Here is a 15,642-nt window from a genome sequence, read left to right as displayed (position 1 = left end):
GCCTGCGCCGCGGACTACGCCTTCCACCAGGGACGCAGCGGAACATCCCAGGTCTGGTTCGGGCCCAGTTTCATGCCGAGGACCTGGTGCAGCTGAACGACGTTGCGCTCGAAGCCGAGTCGGCTGCCGGCCATGTACAGGCCCCAGACCTTCGCGGTGCCCTCGCCGACCTCCGCGACGCAGGCATCCCAGTTGGCGACCAGATTCTTGCACCATTCGGCGAGAGTCAGCGCGTAGTGCGGGCGCAGATTCTCCTCGTGCAGCACCTCCAGCCCGGTGTTCTGGATATCGGAGATGATGCGGCCCGAACCGATCAGCTCGCCGTCGGGGAACACGTAGCGGTCGATGAAATCACCGGCCCGCGTGGTGCGGGTGTTGTCCGGGCGAGTGATGGTGTGGTTCAGGAAAAGTCCGCCGTCGCGCAGCTTGCTCTTGATGAAGCCGAAGTACGACGGGTAGTTCTGCACGCCGATGTGCTCGGTCAGGCCGATCGAGGACAGCGCGTCGAAATCGGTCTCGCGCACGTCGCGGTAATCGGAGTGGCGCACCTCGGCCAGATCCGACAGGCCCTCCTCGACGATCTTCTTCCGACCCCATTCGGCCTGCTCCGCGGACAGCGTCGCGCCGATCACGCGCACGCCGCGCTTGGCCGCGTAACGCACCATTCCGCCCCAGCCGCAACCGATGTCGAGCAACCGGTCGCCCGGCTTCAGGTTCAGCTTGTCGAAGACCAGGCGGTACTTGTTCTCCTGCGCCTGCTCGAGCGTGTTGTTCTCGTCCTCGTAGCACGCGCAGGTGTACGTCATGGACGGGCCGAGAACGTATTCGTAGAAGGTGTTGGAGACGTCGTAGTGGTGGTGGATCGACTCCGCGTCGCGAGTCTTGGAGTGCCGCAGACCCTCGAGCGCGATGCGACGCCAGCGCGGCACTGTCTCCTGCGGCGGCGGCGCGATCGGCTTGAGCGCATCCCAGCCGAGCGACCGCGCGATGGTCACCAGCGCCAGCGCCGAGGGACGCCGGAACTTCAGTTCGCCCATGGCGCGCAGGATTTCGTACGGATCGCCCGGGTGGATGCCCTCGGCGGTCATATCACCGGCGATGTACGCGCGGGCCATGCCCAGATCGCCGGGCGCGGTGGCGATGTAGTTGATTCCGCGCGGATTGCGGATCTCGAGCGCGAATTTCGAATCCTTCGGCCCCGTGCTGCTGCCGTCGTGGGCGGAGAAGCGGATCGGGACCTCGCCGTCCACCAAGGTTTCGAAGATCTCGGCAATGCTGAGCTTGGTTCCCAGCTCCGCGAAAACATCGGAACGGTCCTTGAATGTGGTCATTTGCGTTGCACCGCCTTCGAATACAAGTCCAGCAAACGCTGATCTGGGTCATATCGCTTTTTGAGTTCGGTATAGACGTCGCCGCCGTAGAGTTCGGCGAACTCGTCCGCACCGTAGTAGGAATCCGAGTACAGCGACTTGTGCCCGTCCAGTTCGGAGACCTTGTTCTCGATGGCGCGATTGGCCGCGCCCTCGGGCCGGCCGGGAACGGTCGGCACGGCGGACCAGAATCCCACGTTGACGTAGGCGCGGCCGGGCTCCAGCGGATACAGCGGCCACGGCCGGGAGGTGGATTCGCCCTCCCGCAGCCGTAGCGGGCACAACCAGAGCGGCTCGATGGGAATCTCGTCCAGGAACCACTGCACGAATTCCGCGGTGCGTTCGATCGGCACCTCGATATCCTGCACCACCCGCTCCTGCGGCGGATTGCCTTTGCGCGCCTCGAGTTTGTCGGCGACATGGTATTTGTGATCCAGCGCGATCAGCTTCCAGTAGAAGCTGGACCGGCGGTACCGCTTGGGCCAGAATCGGCGGATGCGCGGATTCTGCGTGCCGAACGCGCGCGAGCACCAGAACCAGTCGGTGTCCCAGCGCCAGATGTAATCGTGAATGGTCAGCCGGTCGCGTTGGGGGCGATCCGAATCGTGCTGGATGGAACGGTAGAAGATGTCCATTCCGGTGTAGTCGCTGACCGGTCCGGGCTCGTCGGTCTGCCGGCCCAGGACCAGATAGCTTTCCCGCGCGGTGAATACGACGCCGTCGAGATAGTCGACCCGCTCGCCGTCGTAGGACCCGTCGGCGACGATCCGCGCCATCGTGGACTGCAGGTCGGTCAGATCGTGGAAGCGCACGTGCCGCAGCGCGACATAGGGCAGCACGGATTCCAGCTCGATCTTCAGTCGCGTCGAATAACCCAGCGTCCCATAGGAATTGGGGAATCCGCGGAACAGGTCGGCGTGTTCGCCGTCGGGTGTCGCGGTGACGATCTCGCCCGCGCCGGTCAGCACGTCGATCTCCAGGACCGATTCGTGCGGTAGGCCGCTGCGGAAGGAGGTGGACTCGATGCCCAGCCCGGTCACCGCGCCGCCCAGGGTGATCGTCTTGAGCTGCGGTACCACCAGCGGGACCAGCCCGTACGGTAGGGTCGCGGCCACCAGGTCCTCGTAGGTGGTCATTCCGGCGACGTCGGCCGTCTTGGCCGCCGGGTCGACGGAGATCACCTGCGTGAGACCGGAGACGTCCAATCCGGGCGCGTCGGACACGGCCCTCGCCCGGAACAGATTCGAGGTCTTCTTGGCCAGCCGGACATTCGCGTCCCGGGGGATCGCGCGGTAGCTGGCGAGCAGACGATCGACTCCTGCCCGATGCGCGGCAAAACCTGACTCGCGTGCGGCCGGAGCGCGCCCGGCCTTCCCCAACAGACTCACTGCCACACCCAGACGCTATCGCGCAAGGGGTCGGGGGGCCACCGGGAGGGTGCCCGGAGCCCGGAATTCTTCTCCGCTCGCCGCATTGCGTCGATGTTGCTCGCCCGATTCGCCCGCTGCGCCGTATGCACTGGTAGCCGGGATGTTTCCAGCCGGAATAAACCGGCGGGCCGGTGTGCCGGGCCGCGCCCGGGGCGCGGATCGCGACGCGCCACGGGATTGCGACAGTGGTCACAGCCGAGGCGGAAATACCGAGCTACGAGGCGTATGCGGAGAATGCGTTCCGAATTTTCCGACGATGGCGGGTCGTCCGGATGCCACGTGGATGCTCGCGGCCTCTGCCGGGGAGTTCCGGCGCTCGTTCCGGCCCGAATGCGTTCCCGATGACGGATGTCCGGTTTGCTGAGGCGATCCGGGCCGAGCGGACCGGCGCGCCGATCCGGTTCGCCGCCACGCCGGCTGGGCCGCGGCGGTTGCCGGGTCCGCTGTGATTCGGGCAGCTGCGCTACTCCGGCGCGGGTCGATTGCGGCGTAGCATGTCTCGGCGGCAGTCGCCTCCGCGGACTCGAATGAAGGAGCTCATTGTGGGACAGGTCAACGCATCCAGTTCGATCGTCGTTCCGGCGGAACCGCAGCGCACGCTCGAGGCGATCGCGGATTACGAGACGGTCCGTCCGCGCATCCTGACCTCGAACTACCGCGACTACAAGGTGATCGAAGGCGGTAAGGGCGCCGGAACCGTGGTCGACTGGACCCTGCAGGCCACTCAGAAGCGTTCCCGCAACGTGCATGCCACGGTCTCGGTCTCCGATTCCATGGTGACCGAGCGGGATTCGAACTCCACCATGGTGACGACCTGGACCGTGACGCCCTCGGGCTCGGGCTCGCTGGTCACCGTCCGCACGAGCTGGAAGGGCGCGGGCGGCGTCCCCGGATTCTTCGAGGGCATCTTCGCGCCGTTGGGCCTGAAGAAGATTCAGGCCCAGGTGCTGGAGAACCTGAAGGGCGAGTTGAGCTGAGCTGTATTCCGGCCTCCGCGAGGCGGGAGAGCGCTCCGGTCACGGGTAGGTGAGTACGAAGGTGAGTAGCAGCGTCGTCTGGAAATAGCCGCGCCACCACGAGTAGCCGAACCAGACGTTCGGGGTGACCTCCCGGATCTCGTCCAGGATCTGCGGTGTGATGGACGGGCCGTAGTCCAGGAGCCAGGCCGGGCGGTGATCGGTGATCGCGGCGCCGGAATAGACGTTCGCGGGCCAGCCGGGGATGTCCGCGCCGGTGACGCGGTTCATCAGCGTGCCGCCGTCCGGGCCGGTGTAGAAGGTCTTGCCGATCCAGAACGGCGGTGCGACGACCTGCATGAACTGCGGGCTGGTGACCCAGCCGTTGGTGACGCCGTGCGGTACGTCGCCGCGCTGCGCGGTGGCGAAGATCTGGACCTGCTGTTCGATCGAGCATCTGTTGCGCAGTGAATCCACCGTCGCCGCAGGATCGTTCGGGTAGAGCACGCAGCCGCCGCCGTAGCTGGTGTCGGCGTGCGCGACGGGCGCCGTCGCTGTCACCGGAACCACGGTCATCACCGCGGCCAAGCTCGCCGGGGCCAGGAACTGTGCCAGGGATTTGCGTAAACGTCCGCTGGTCATCCGCATTGCTACCTCCACCAGTACACCCGACCATGTCGATGGTAAGTGGCCGACGCCATGCCGGTAGGGCCGTAGACCGAACCGTGACTACGCTGGAGCACACATACTCCCGCCAGAGAGGACGACCCCGTGCAACCCGGTGAACAGGTCGATATGCAGGCGTTGCTCGCGCAGGCACAGCAGATGCAGCAGGCCGTGATGGCCGCCCAGGAGGAGATCGCGGCGGCCGAGGTGGCCGGCGAGGCCGGTGGCGGCCTGGTCAAGGTGACGATCAAGGCGAGCGGTGAGGTGACCTCGCTGCAGATCGATCCCAAGGTCGTGGACCCCGAGGATGTCGAGACATTGCAGGATCTGCTCGTCGGCGCGCTCAACGCGGCGATGGCCAACGCGCAGCAACTGGCCGCGGAGAAGCTGGGCCCGCTGGCCGGCGGGATGGGCGGCAGCGTGCCCGGTCTGCCGTTCTGACGGGAGACGACGCCGGTGTACGAGGGTCCGGTTCAGGATCTGATCGACGAGCTGGGCAAACTGCCCGGCGTCGGTCCGAAGAGCGCGCAGCGCATAGCATTTCACCTGCTGTCGGTGGAGCCGCCGGAGATCGACCGGTTGCAGGCCGCATTGCAGAAGGTGCGCGACGGGGTGCGGTTCTGCTCCATCTGCGGCACCGTCTCCGACGGGGAGCTGTGCCGCATCTGCGCCGATCCGCGCCGTGACCGCACGATGATCTGCGTGGTCGAGGAGCCCAAGGACGTGCAGGCGATCGAGCGCACCCGGGAATTCCGCGGTCGCTACCACGTGCTCGGTGGTGCGCTCGATCCGCTGTCCGGTATCGGCCCCGATCAGCTGCGCATTCGGGAACTGTTGTCGCGCATCGGAAATCAGGCCGACGGCGTGGACGTCTCCGAGGTGATCATCGCCACCGATCCGAATACCGAGGGCGAGGCGACGGCCACCTACCTGGTGCGCATGATGCGCGATTTCCCGGGCCTGTCCGTGACGCGGCTGGCTTCGGGGCTGCCGATGGGCGGGGATCTGGAATTCGCCGATGAGCTGACCCTGGGGCGTGCGCTGTCCGGACGGCGCGCGCTCTGACGCGGGAGCGTCGCCCGGCGGCGAACCGGTTAGCCTGGCCGACGTGAGCTACGACCACATCCTGCTGCCGTCCGGCGCGGCGTCCACGCCGGCCGAGGCCGACGCCTATCTGACCGCCCAGCAGGGCGAGCCGGCATCCGAGGCGGCGGCGTGGCTCGCCGCCGAGGTGAATCGGCGCAACGAGGAACTGCCCGAACAGGACGGTTTCCTGAGTGTTGCGCCGATCGAGGCGCACGGCGGCGCACTGCACGTGGCCAGTCCGTACGATGCCATCGGACATGTGCGCGCACTGCTGTTCGAACTGGCCACCCCGCGTGATCACGCGGTGTACGACCCGCAGCTGGCGTGGTTGATCGATCCCGCCGGGCACGTCCCGGTGACCGTCACGCACGGTGGTGCGGGAGAATTCCCTTATCTGACCGAACATCTCGTCCGCCAATGGGTTCCGGAGCTGTCGGAGCCGGGGCCCTACCTCATCGTGGAGCGCGAGCCCGAGGTCTACATCCAGACCTTCCGCGACGACGAGCACAGCTACATCCTGGAGTACCGGGACGGCTCCCCGGACCAGCACTTCGGTACCCGCCTGACCGAACCCGGCCGCGTCGCGGACCTCATCTGGGACTGGACCGTCGGCGATCAGGCTCGCCTCGCAGAACTCACCTGGGACAGGGTCGACCTCTGAGCCGCGTGAGCAGGTATCGAAAGCGCCTCTCACGCAACGTGTCTCAGCAGTCGCAGCAGGCGTCTCCGCAGCATTCGCACCCCTCGCAGGCGCAGCAGCAGTCCTCGCCGCAGCGGCAGCATTCGCAGCAGGCGACGCCCTCGCAGAAGGGTACGCAGAACCCGCCCCGGCGGCGCGGCGCGGGACCGTAGCCGTAGCCGGGCGGGGGATAACCGCCGTAACCCTGTGGGGGATAACCGTATCCGGGCGGGGGCGGTCCGTATCGACGCCAGCGCCGGTTGACGACCTTGTGGTCGGTGCGGTGCTCGACCCGGCAGCTCTCGTGGCCGGAATGCCCGAACGTGCGGTGGATCGAGCGGCCCAGTTCCTTGGTCAGCAGGCGGCGGACCAGACGTCCGTCGGTGAATTCGACTTCGGCCAAGGCCAATTCGATGCCGAGCAGGGCGTCGGTGCACAGCCGGTGCGTTTCCTGCGCGGGAGTTCCGGTGACCGCCAACGGGTTCCACTTGCCGTGCGCGAGGTCATCGTGCAGATCCTCGACGGCGTCGACCAGATGCGCGACGCGACCGAACAACCGGCCCGCCTCGGTGAGCGCGGCCTCGTTACCGGGGCGTCCGGCCAGCAGCGCGGTATGTCCGAACGCGGCGGCGGTGGCGGCCTCGGTCGGTTCGGTGAGTTCGAGCAGGGTGGTGTGCGGTCCGGCGGCCGATTCCACCGCGATCTGCCGGTCCACCGCGTCCAGCAGGACCGCGGTGTCGAAGCCCAGGCCCGCACCGGTTTCCGCACCCTGTCGCGCCCAGCGCCGGGCGATTCGCCGCGCCGCCGGGCGGATGCCCGCGGTTCCGGCGACGCCGTCACCGTCCTCGACGTGGTCGCGCACCTTGGCCGCGGCCAGTACCAGCGAGACGGTCGCGGCCAGCCGCACGCTGTCGCCGGTGGCCACATCCGCCGTGCGCATCGCGCGCAGCGGACACGGCCCGGCCGAACGTCTGGTGGCGGCCGGCGCCTGGGCGTCGACCAGCGCGGAGATGATCAGGCCGTCGTAATTGGTGGCCATGCGGGCGGCCTGGCCGTGGTCGTCGCGCAGGGCCAGACACAGGCCGCACAACTGCGCCATCCACGCGGAACTCAACTCTTCGCCCAGCCGGTGTCTACACGGACGGATAATGCCGAACACGCCTCGACGGTAACCGAATAAAACCCGGTGCGCGCCGGGCTTTCGCTGTGAATTCCATAAGGGCACTACATCTTCGGCTCCGCGCGGCGGCGATCGGCCGGCGCCGGCGTCGAGTCGAACGCCGCGAATCATCGGTTCACCCGCCTCACGTCCGGGCCGACCGTGACCGAGCCGAACAACGCCGCAGGTAATCTGGGGTCCGTCGCAGCCCCGCCACGGCGAAGCGGAGGCCGAACATACGGAGGTGCGCATGACGTCCGCGGAGTCGGCGATAACCGATATCAACCGGTACGACCCCGAACTTCGGCGCTGGTTGGCGGACGCGGTGGCGAAGGTCCGGGCCGACGCGCGGCGTTCCTCCGATACGCATCTGCTGCGGGTGCCGCTGCCCGCGTTGCCGGGGGTGGATCTGTATCTCAAGGACGAGTCCACCCATCCGACCGGTTCGCTCAAACACCGGCTGGCGCGGTCGCTGTTCCTGCACGCGCTGTGCAGCGGCTGGATCCGTCCGGAGCGGCCGGTGATCGAGGCGTCGAGCGGTTCGACCGCGGTGTCCGAGGCGTACTTCGCCCGGCTGATCGGGGTGCCGTTCATCGCCGTGATGGCCCGCGGGACCAGTCGGGAAAAGGTACGGTTGATCGAATTCTACGGTGGCACTTGCCATTTCGTGGACAGCGCGAATGCTGTCTACGAGGTGGCGGCGCGGCTGGCCCGCGACAGCGGCGGGCACTACATGGACCAGTTCACCTATGCCGAGCGGGCCACCGATTGGCGCGGCAACAACAACATCGCCGAATCCATCTTCGACCAGATGGATCAGGAACGTTTCCCGGATCCGGCCTGGGTGGTGGCGACGGCGGGCACCGGCGGCACCTCGGCGACGATCGCCCGCTACATCCGCTACACCGGCCGCCCGACCGGGTTGTGCGTGGCCGACCCGGACAACTCGGCCTTCTTCCCGGGCTGGCGCGACGACGACGCCGAGGTCACCACGGAGATCTGCTCGCGCATCGAGGGCATCGGACGCCAGCGCGTGGAGCCCAGTTTCGTCGCCTCGGCCATCGACCGGATGATCCACGTCCCCGACGCGGCGGCGATCGCCGCGATCCACGTGCTCGAGGAACTGATCGGCCGCAAGGCGGGCGCGTCCACCGGAACCGGCCTGTGGGCGGCGTTCCACATCATGTCCGAGATGGCGCGCGAGGGCCGCGAGGGCAGCGTCGTCGGACTGATCTGCGATCCAGGCGACCGCTACGTCGACAAGTACTACAGTCCCGACTGGCTCGCCGACCAGAACATCGATATCGAGCCGTACCGGACGCGATTACAGCAGTTCCTGACCTCGGGCGAGTTGTCCGTTTGAGTGCCGTGGGCTCGTCCACCTCGGATGACGCCGGTGCCCGCCGCAGCGACAGGGAGGCGGGGACGCAGCCCGGCCTGCCTGCACGGGATGAGCCGTGGCCTGTAAACTACCCAACATCATGCAGCGGGCACTCCTCCTCGGCCGCCGCGACGGGGTCTGACACGGACCGGCTCCCGTCGCGGGGTTCAGCTGTGCCGGTCGACCCATTTACCTGGGATACACCAACCCACACCTCACGGAGAATTGCATGCCATCCGCTGACGCCTTCGTAACGCGCGCCATCACCGCGCCGTCCAAGCCCGCTCCCGCCGACCAGCCCGCGTGGAACGCACAGAAGAACTCCTCGATGCCGACCTTCCGGTACCGGCCCTTCGCCGAGGAGGTCGAGCAGATCACGCTGCCCGACCGCACCTGGCCCGACAAGATCATCGACCGGGCGCCGGGCTGGTGCGCGGTGGATCTGCGCGACGGCAACCAGGCGCTCATCGATCCGATGAGCCCGGCCCGGAAGCGGCGCATGTTCGATCTGCTGGTGCGGATGGGGTACAAGGAGATCGAGGTCGGTTTCCCGTCGGCCAGCCAGACCGATTTCGACTTCGTCCGGGAGATCGTCGAGGAGAACGCGATCCCGGACGACGTCACCATCCAGGTGCTGACCCAGTGCCGCCCCGAGTTGATCGAGCGCACCTTCGAGGCCTGCCGGGGCGCGGCCAACGTGATCGTGCACTTCTACAACTCGACCTCGATCCTGCAGCGCAGGGTGGTCTTCCGGGCCGACCGCGCGGCCGTGCAGAAGATCGCCACCGACGCGGCGACACTGTGCAAACAGATCGAGCAGAACTACCCGGACACCAACTGGCGGTACGAGTACAGCCCGGAGTCCTACACCGGCACCGAGCTGGAGTACGCCAAGCAGGTGTGCGACGCGGTTTCGGAGATCATCGCGCCGACCCCCGACAAGCCGCTGATCGTCAACCTGCCCGCGACCGTGGAGATGGCGACGCCGAACGTCTACGCCGACTCCATCGAGTGGATGAGCCGCAATCTGGCCCGTCGCGAGTCGATCGTGCTGTCCCTGCACCCGCACAACGACCGCGGTACCGGCGTCGCCGCCGCCGAGCTGGGCTATATGGCCGGCGCGGACCGCATCGAGGGCTGCCTGTTCGGCAACGGTGAGCGGACCGGCAACGTCTGCCTGGTCACGTTGGGCATGAACATGTTCTCCCGGGGCATCGACCCGCAGATCGACTTCTCCAGCATCGACGAGATCCGCCGCACCGTCGAGTACTGCAACCAGCTGCCGGTGCACGAGCGTCATCCGTACGGGGGCGACCTGGTGTACACCGCGTTCTCCGGCAGCCACCAGGACGCGATCAACAAGGGGCTGGACGCGATGAAGGCCGCCGCCGACGCCGCGGGCTCGGATGTCGCGGACATCACCTGGGAGGTCCCGTACCTGCCGATCGACCCCAAGGACGTCGGGCGCACCTACGAGGCCGTGATCCGGGTCAACTCGCAGTCCGGTAAGGGCGGCGTGGCCTACATCATGAAGACCGACCACGGTCTGGCCCTGCCGCGCCGGCTGCAGATCGAGTTCTCCCAGGCGATTCAGAAGATCACCGACGGTGAGGGCGGCGAGGTCAGCCCGAAGGAGATGTGGGACGTCTTCGCCGAGGAGTACCTGAACCCGATCCGGCCGCTGGAGCGGATGCGCCAGAAGGTCACCGCCGCCGAGACCGACAGCGGGACGGACGCCATTTCCGCGGTGGTCAAGGTGGACGGTGTCGAGCAGGAGATCACCGGTGCCGGTAACGGTCCGCTCGCGGCGTTCGTCGACGCGCTGGCCACGATCGGTTACGACGTGCGGGTGCTGGACTACTCCGAGCACGCCATGTCCTCCGGTGACGACGCGCAGGCCGCCGCGTATGTCGAATGCGCCGTCGGGGATTCGGTCAGCTGGGGTGTCGGTATCGCCACCTCCATCACCACCGCGTCGCTGCGTGCGGTCGTCTCCGCGGTCAACCGGTCGCACCGCGAGCGGAAGTAGATCGCGCGGAACCGCGTGTCGGGCACCGTTTCCGGCGCGTCGCGGCAGTACTCGTACGGGGAGTTGTCCACATGTGGACAACTCCCCGTCGCATGCGGTGCGAGGGGCTCTGTGGCACTACGAGCATCCGAACAGCGTGCTAGCGTTGAACAGCATCAGCGCCGAGCTCACTGCTCGAAAACTCCCGAGCAGATGGGGGATACGTGACGACCAACGACAACTCGAACTCACCGCCTTGGCTGCAAGTCCAAGGCACGGATACGGCTACCGAGCAGGACGACCCGAAATCGGCATCGGCGCACGAGGACGCGAGGGCTGACGAACCCGCCGTGAGCGCCGATTCCGGATCCGAGCCGGGCGACCACGATTCGGCACCCGCCCAGGAACCGGCATCGGGAATCTTCCCGCCGATGCCGGATTCCGTGGACGAGCAACAGCCGTTCCCACCGGGGCCGCAACCCGGCCCGGAGGGGCAGTTCGCTCCCGAGCAGCACTTCGGTTCGGAGCCGCACCACTTCGCTCCCGCGCCGCCGTTCGGCCAGGAACAGCAGGGGCCGTTCGCACCTCCGGGCGCGCCGCCGCAAATGGGCGGATTCCCGCCGCCGCAAATGCAGTACGGCCCACCGGGAGCCGGGCAGTTCCCGCCCGACCCCGGTTTCGGCCCGCCCGGCAACTTCCCGGTAGCCGAGCCCGGCGGGCCCTTCGCGCCGCCCGGTGGTCCTGGGGAACCGACCTCGTTCGCGCCGCCGAACTTCACCGCGCCGCAACCGCAGTTGTTCCCCGATGCGCCGCCGCGCAGTTTCACCGAGCCGCCCGCCACGAATTACGCTGAGGCGCACCAGGAGCCGCCGTACGGCGAGGTGCATCAGGAATTCGGCGGCGACGGCCCGGCTCGCCGGGGGTTCAACGAGGAGCAGCCGCCCGAGCAGCCCGCCGCCGGTCAGGAGCCGCCGCAGTTCGCGCAGGAGCAGCACAGCTGGGCGCCACCGCCACCGCCGCAGCCGCAGATGTATCAGCCGCCGCAGCCGCCGCCGGCTCCCGGTTGGCAGGGCGGTCCGCCCAGTCAGCCGAATCACCCTGTGCAGCAACAACACCAGCCGCCGCAGCAGGGATTTCAGCCGCAGTTCGGACAGCTGGGTCCGGGCGGGCAGTCGGTCAACGATCTGAATCTGCTCAAGCGGGCCCGGCGCTCACCGCGCGGTGGTTGGCGTCGCGCGGTGCACAAGATCTCCGGCGGTGCGATCAATCCGGGTGAATCCTCTGCGGACGTACTGTTCCGCGAGCTCACCGAACGGGTGAATCAGCCGGTGCGCGGCGATTATCGGATCGCGATCCTGTCGCTGAAGGGCGGCGTCGGCAAGACCACGACGACGGTCGGCCTCGGATCGACCTTCGCCTCGGTGCGTGGTGACCGCGTCATCGCCATCGACGCGAATCCGGACCTCGGCACGCTGGCCCACCGGGTGCCGCGCCAGACCCGATCCACGGTGCGCAACCTGCTCGAGGACCAGAGCATCAGCCGGTACTCGGATGTGCGGGCGCACACCTCTCAGGCGCCGAGTCGCCTGGAAGTGCTTGCCAGTGAACAGGATCCGGCCGTCTCGGAGGCGTTCAGCGAGGCGGACTACCGGCGCGCGATCAATATCCTGCAGCAGTTCTACAACATCATCCTGACCGACTGCGGTACCGGTCTGATGCACTCGGCGATGTCCGGCGTGCTGGATATGGCCAGTTCGCTGATTCTGGTGACCTCCCCGGCCATCGACGGTGCGCGCAGCGCCTCGGCCACGCTCGACTGGCTCGAGCACCACGGCTACAACAAGCTGGTGGAGCGGACGGTGGTGGTGGTCAACGCCTCTCGCCGCGGCGCCTCCACGGTCGACCTCGATCAGTTGCGTAAGCTGTTCCTGGACCGCACTCGCGCGGTGCAGGTGGTGCCGTTCGACGATCACCTCGCCGAGGGTGCGGAGATCGATCTGGAACTCGTCAGCAAACCGACCCGGATGGCGCTGCTGGAACTGGCCGCCATGGTCGCCGACGATTTCGCGTACAACATTCCCACTCCCGCGTTCCAACCCGTGCAACAGCAATACCCGGGACCGCAGAACCCCCCGTACCCCGGCCCGCAAACCGGCCAGTACGGCATCCCGGATCAGTACGGCCGCAACCAGTACGGCCGCTAGTTCTACCTGGCATCGCGGTTCACCGGTCCCGGTGAGCCGCGATGCCAGTGTTGAGGCAGTGCCACGTCTGTCTCGAGGCGGGGTATGTCGCGGCCGGATCGAGATAGTGCCTGCGGCGCAGTCGATTTCGGCGTGCGCCTCGGTCCGGTGCCGGTATCCGCGCGCTCTGACCCAGCGCCCCATTCCTCTTGTGAGACTGGGTCTTGCCGGCCGTGGTGCGGTACTTCTCGCACTGCTGTATCGCACGTGCCGGGAGAACCTGCTGCGAGCCGGTCTCGCACGCGTAGTGATCTGCTCGCTCGATGCCGGAGGCCAGGCGAACAACCGGCCCGTTCTGCCCCGAACAGGATCCCGCTTGCCCGCGCCTGCGGATTCAAACGCTGATAAGTCCTGTCGCGCAACCGCTTCGGATGGCGTCGAGCGAGTGCGTGCGAGGACGTACTGGCAGCAGTGCAGCGCTGCCCCGCGAGGGCGATACCGCCGGGCCGGGATAGTGTCGAACACGTTCGCGCGCTGTGAAATTGAAGGGGGAGCGGTGGCGAAGACTACTGCCGTCGGGACGCTGGTTACGGGTGGCGTAGCGCTCAATGGGGTGCAGCGTCTTCGTAGCCGCGCGGGCGACCCCCAGGTGCGGGCGCCGGCCCAGGAGTGATAGCGGCGGCCGCCACCTCGTCGGCGGCGGTGCGGAACGCGGCCAGGACGGCGGCCGTGGCGGGGCGGCGGGTCGCGTGGGGGCGGGTGGTCAGGTCGTAGATGCGGCCGGCTCGGACGCCGGACAGCCGCAGCAGGACAAGACCCGGGTGGCGGGCGGCATGGCGGGGAATGAGGGCGATGCCGTGGCCTGCCGCGACGAGTTCCTCTATGACGCCGAAGTCGTTGAGGCGCTGGGCGATTCGCGGTTGTACACCGGTGACGGTGGCGATCGTGCGCAAGACGTCGTCGACGGGAAAACCACCGCGCACGCTCAGCCACGTCTCGTCGGCGAGTTCGTCGGCCGTGACCGACTCGCGCCCGGCGAGGTCGTGTCCGAGGGCGACGGCGATATCGATCGGCTCGCGCATCAGCGGCTCGGCGTGTACCCGCGCTCCGGCGAGCGAGGGGGCGTGCTCGTCCCGGTGGGTCAGCACCACGTCGTAGTCGGCGAGCAGGCGGGGAACCTCGGTCGGCGGCACATCCTCGTCGCTGGCGGCGATGTCCACGCCGGTCCCGGACAGTGCGGTGAGTATGCGGGGCAGCAGCAGCGCGGCCCCGGACGGGAACATCGCCACCCGCACCCGGCCGTGGGAAGCGCCGCGGTACAGCGCCATCTCGGCGTCCGCGCGGTCCACGGCGGCCAATATCTCGTCGGCGCGGACGACGAGCGCCTGCCCGGCATCGGTCAGCCGAACTCGACGCCCGTCGGGTTCCAGCAGCGGCACACCTGCCTCGCGGGCGAGCACCTTCAACTGTTGCGAGACCGCCGAGGGCGTCATCGACAACGCCTCGGCCACGCTCGCGACCGTGCCGCGGTCGGCGAGTTCGCGCAGGATTCGTAGCCGGTCGACGGACAGCGGCACCGCATTGGACATAGTTAAGTTCTACTACAGTGTCTATGCATATATATTCGATTGTCCTTATGTATCCGCCCGCGCATCCTGGACGACGTGAGTTACCGTGATCGTCTGCTCGGCCTGGCCGTCGTGCTCTTGTGGGGCTTGAATTTCCTGGCGCTGCACATCGGGGTGGAGCATTTTCCACCACTGTTCTTCGCCGGGCTGCGTTTCGTCGTCATCGCCGTCCCGGTCGTCGCGCTGGTGCCGCGACCGCGGCTTCCGGTCCGATGGCTGCTGCTCTACGGGCTGGGGTTCGGGGTGGCGCAATTCGCCTTCCTGTTCATCGCGATGCGAGCGGGAATGCCGACCGGACTGGCCTCTCTGGTGTTGCAGTCATCCGCACCGTTCACCGTGCTGTTGGGCGCGCTGTTCCTGCATGAAAGGCTCAGGGCCACACAGCTTCTCGGGCTTATCGCAGCGGTCCTCGGTATGGCCCTGATCGGTTGGGACCGGGCGCGTCACGCCGCGTTGCTACCCGTTCTGCTGACGCTCGCCGGAGGGCTGGGGTGGGCGTTCGGGAATATCGGCTCGCGGTTGGCTGCCGCGGGCGCGGAGTCCGCGGAAAAGCCCGATCCGCTGCATCTGACCCTGTGGATGGCCGTGGTGCCGCCCGTCCCGCTGTTCGCCCTGTCGCTTCTGGTCGAGGGCCCGGCTTCCGGCGCACACGCACTGCGGGAATCCTTCTCGACCACCGGTTGGCCCGCACTGGCCGCCCTCGCGTACACCGTGCTCCTCGCGACGGTGCTCGGCTCGGGCCTGTGGACGTATCTCATGAGCCGCTATCCCGCGGGCGCGGTCGCCCCGCTGTCCTTGATGGTTCCGGTGGTGGGCATAACCTCCTCGTGGATTTTCCTCGGCGAACGTCCCACGCCGTTGTCCTTGGTCGGCGGTGTGATCGTGATCGTCGGCGCTTTCGCGGCCACGTCGGGCGGGCGAGTGCGCTCCGCCGCACGCGCGGTCACCGGCGGGAGAAATGCCGGAGATGCTGCGGAGGACCGCCGCGCGGAGGGTGCGGTACCGGTTCCCGGCGACGTGCGCGCTGCCGGTCGGCTTGCCGGGCTGGGGTGATCCGGGGCCGCCCGTCGCTTGCCGACCCGGTGACGTGCGGCCG

The 15,642-nt window shown here is 67.8% G+C and carries 13 protein-coding genes; 8 read left to right on the top strand and 5 right to left on the bottom strand.

The features are described 5' to 3' along the window. Positions 1–14 precede the first annotated feature (14 nt). Together AC5WS7_RS12735 and AC5WS7_RS12730 are read right to left on the bottom strand one after the other, a co-directional pair. Positions 15–1,331, bottom strand: a complete 1,317-nt coding sequence (locus tag AC5WS7_RS12735) for a class I SAM-dependent methyltransferase (protein WP_495954665.1) — start codon at positions 1,329–1,331, stop codon at positions 15–17. Further along, positions 1,328–2,758 carry an FAD-binding oxidoreductase gene (locus tag AC5WS7_RS12730; protein ID WP_495955163.1) on the bottom strand — a complete coding sequence of 477 codons (1,431 nt, stop codon included), beginning with the start codon at positions 2,756–2,758 and terminating at the stop codon, positions 1,328–1,330. The genes AC5WS7_RS12735 and AC5WS7_RS12730 overlap by 4 nt, the downstream gene beginning before the upstream one ends. Before the next feature lie 584 nt (positions 2,759–3,342). On the opposite strand from AC5WS7_RS12730, the gene AC5WS7_RS12725 reads away from it, so the two are divergent. Then, a complete protein-coding gene (locus tag AC5WS7_RS12725; RefSeq protein ID WP_495954664.1) occupies positions 3,343–3,777 on the top strand; it encodes an SRPBCC family protein in 435 nt (144 codons plus the stop codon). Positions 3,778–3,816: 39 nt separating this feature from the next. On the opposite strand, the gene AC5WS7_RS12720 is transcribed toward AC5WS7_RS12725, so the two are convergent. Further along, positions 3,817–4,398, bottom strand: coding sequence for a hypothetical protein (locus AC5WS7_RS12720; protein WP_495954663.1), 582 nt, complete (start codon positions 4,396–4,398; stop codon positions 3,817–3,819). 129 nt (positions 4,399–4,527) lie between these two features. Between AC5WS7_RS12720 and AC5WS7_RS12715 the strand changes: the two genes are divergently transcribed. From AC5WS7_RS12715 to AC5WS7_RS12705, 3 genes are read left to right on the top strand one after another with little or no spacing between them, the layout of a single operon-like run. Next, complete coding sequence (locus AC5WS7_RS12715) at positions 4,528–4,863, top strand: YbaB/EbfC family nucleoid-associated protein (RefSeq protein WP_495954662.1); 336 nt, start codon at positions 4,528–4,530, stop codon at positions 4,861–4,863. Positions 4,864–4,878: 15 nt separating this feature from the next. Beyond that, positions 4,879–5,487, top strand: coding sequence for a recombination mediator RecR (gene recR, locus AC5WS7_RS12710; RefSeq protein ID WP_495954661.1), 609 nt, complete (start codon positions 4,879–4,881; stop codon positions 5,485–5,487). A 43-nt stretch (positions 5,488–5,530) separates the two neighbouring features. Further along, on the top strand, positions 5,531–6,169 hold the full coding sequence (locus AC5WS7_RS12705; RefSeq protein WP_495954660.1) for a hypothetical protein: 639 nt from the start codon (positions 5,531–5,533) through the stop codon (positions 6,167–6,169). A gap of 43 nt (positions 6,170–6,212) precedes the next feature. Here AC5WS7_RS12705 and AC5WS7_RS12700 read toward each other — a convergent pair whose 3' ends face one another. Beyond that, on the bottom strand, positions 6,213–7,346 hold the full coding sequence (locus tag AC5WS7_RS12700) for a DUF5685 family protein (RefSeq protein WP_495954659.1): 1,134 nt from the start codon (positions 7,344–7,346) through the stop codon (positions 6,213–6,215). A gap of 250 nt (positions 7,347–7,596) precedes the next feature. Here AC5WS7_RS12700 and AC5WS7_RS12695 point away from each other — a divergent pair, with 250 nt between their 5' ends. The 3 genes from AC5WS7_RS12695 to AC5WS7_RS12685 all read left to right on the top strand — a co-directional run bounded on the left by AC5WS7_RS12695 (position 7,597) and on the right by AC5WS7_RS12685 (position 12,939). Next, positions 7,597–8,709, top strand: a complete 1,113-nt coding sequence (locus tag AC5WS7_RS12695) for a PLP-dependent cysteine synthase family protein (protein ID WP_495954658.1) — start codon at positions 7,597–7,599, stop codon at positions 8,707–8,709. A 247-nt stretch (positions 8,710–8,956) separates the two neighbouring features. Beyond that, positions 8,957–10,756 carry a 2-isopropylmalate synthase gene (leuA, locus tag AC5WS7_RS12690; RefSeq protein WP_495954657.1) on the top strand — a complete coding sequence of 600 codons (1,800 nt, stop codon included), beginning with the start codon at positions 8,957–8,959 and terminating at the stop codon, positions 10,754–10,756. A gap of 584 nt (positions 10,757–11,340) precedes the next feature. Then, positions 11,341–12,939, top strand: coding sequence for a MinD/ParA family ATP-binding protein (locus AC5WS7_RS12685; RefSeq protein WP_495955162.1), 1,599 nt, complete (start codon positions 11,341–11,343; stop codon positions 12,937–12,939). A 584-nt stretch (positions 12,940–13,523) separates the two neighbouring features. On the opposite strand, the gene AC5WS7_RS12680 is transcribed toward AC5WS7_RS12685, so the two are convergent. Continuing rightward, on the bottom strand, positions 13,524–14,489 hold the full coding sequence (locus AC5WS7_RS12680; protein WP_495955161.1) for a LysR family transcriptional regulator: 966 nt from the start codon (positions 14,487–14,489) through the stop codon (positions 13,524–13,526). Positions 14,490–14,582: 93 nt separating this feature from the next. Here AC5WS7_RS12680 and AC5WS7_RS12675 point away from each other — a divergent pair, with 93 nt between their 5' ends. After that, on the top strand, positions 14,583–15,599 hold the full coding sequence (locus AC5WS7_RS12675) for an EamA family transporter (RefSeq protein WP_495954656.1): 1,017 nt from the start codon (positions 14,583–14,585) through the stop codon (positions 15,597–15,599). Positions 15,600–15,642 lie beyond the last annotated feature (43 nt).

The organism is Nocardia sp. PLKS1-43 (assembly GCF_059510335.1).
The sequence above is the reverse complement of the archived record's forward strand: the minus strand, read 5'-3'. Positions and strand labels throughout refer to the sequence as shown.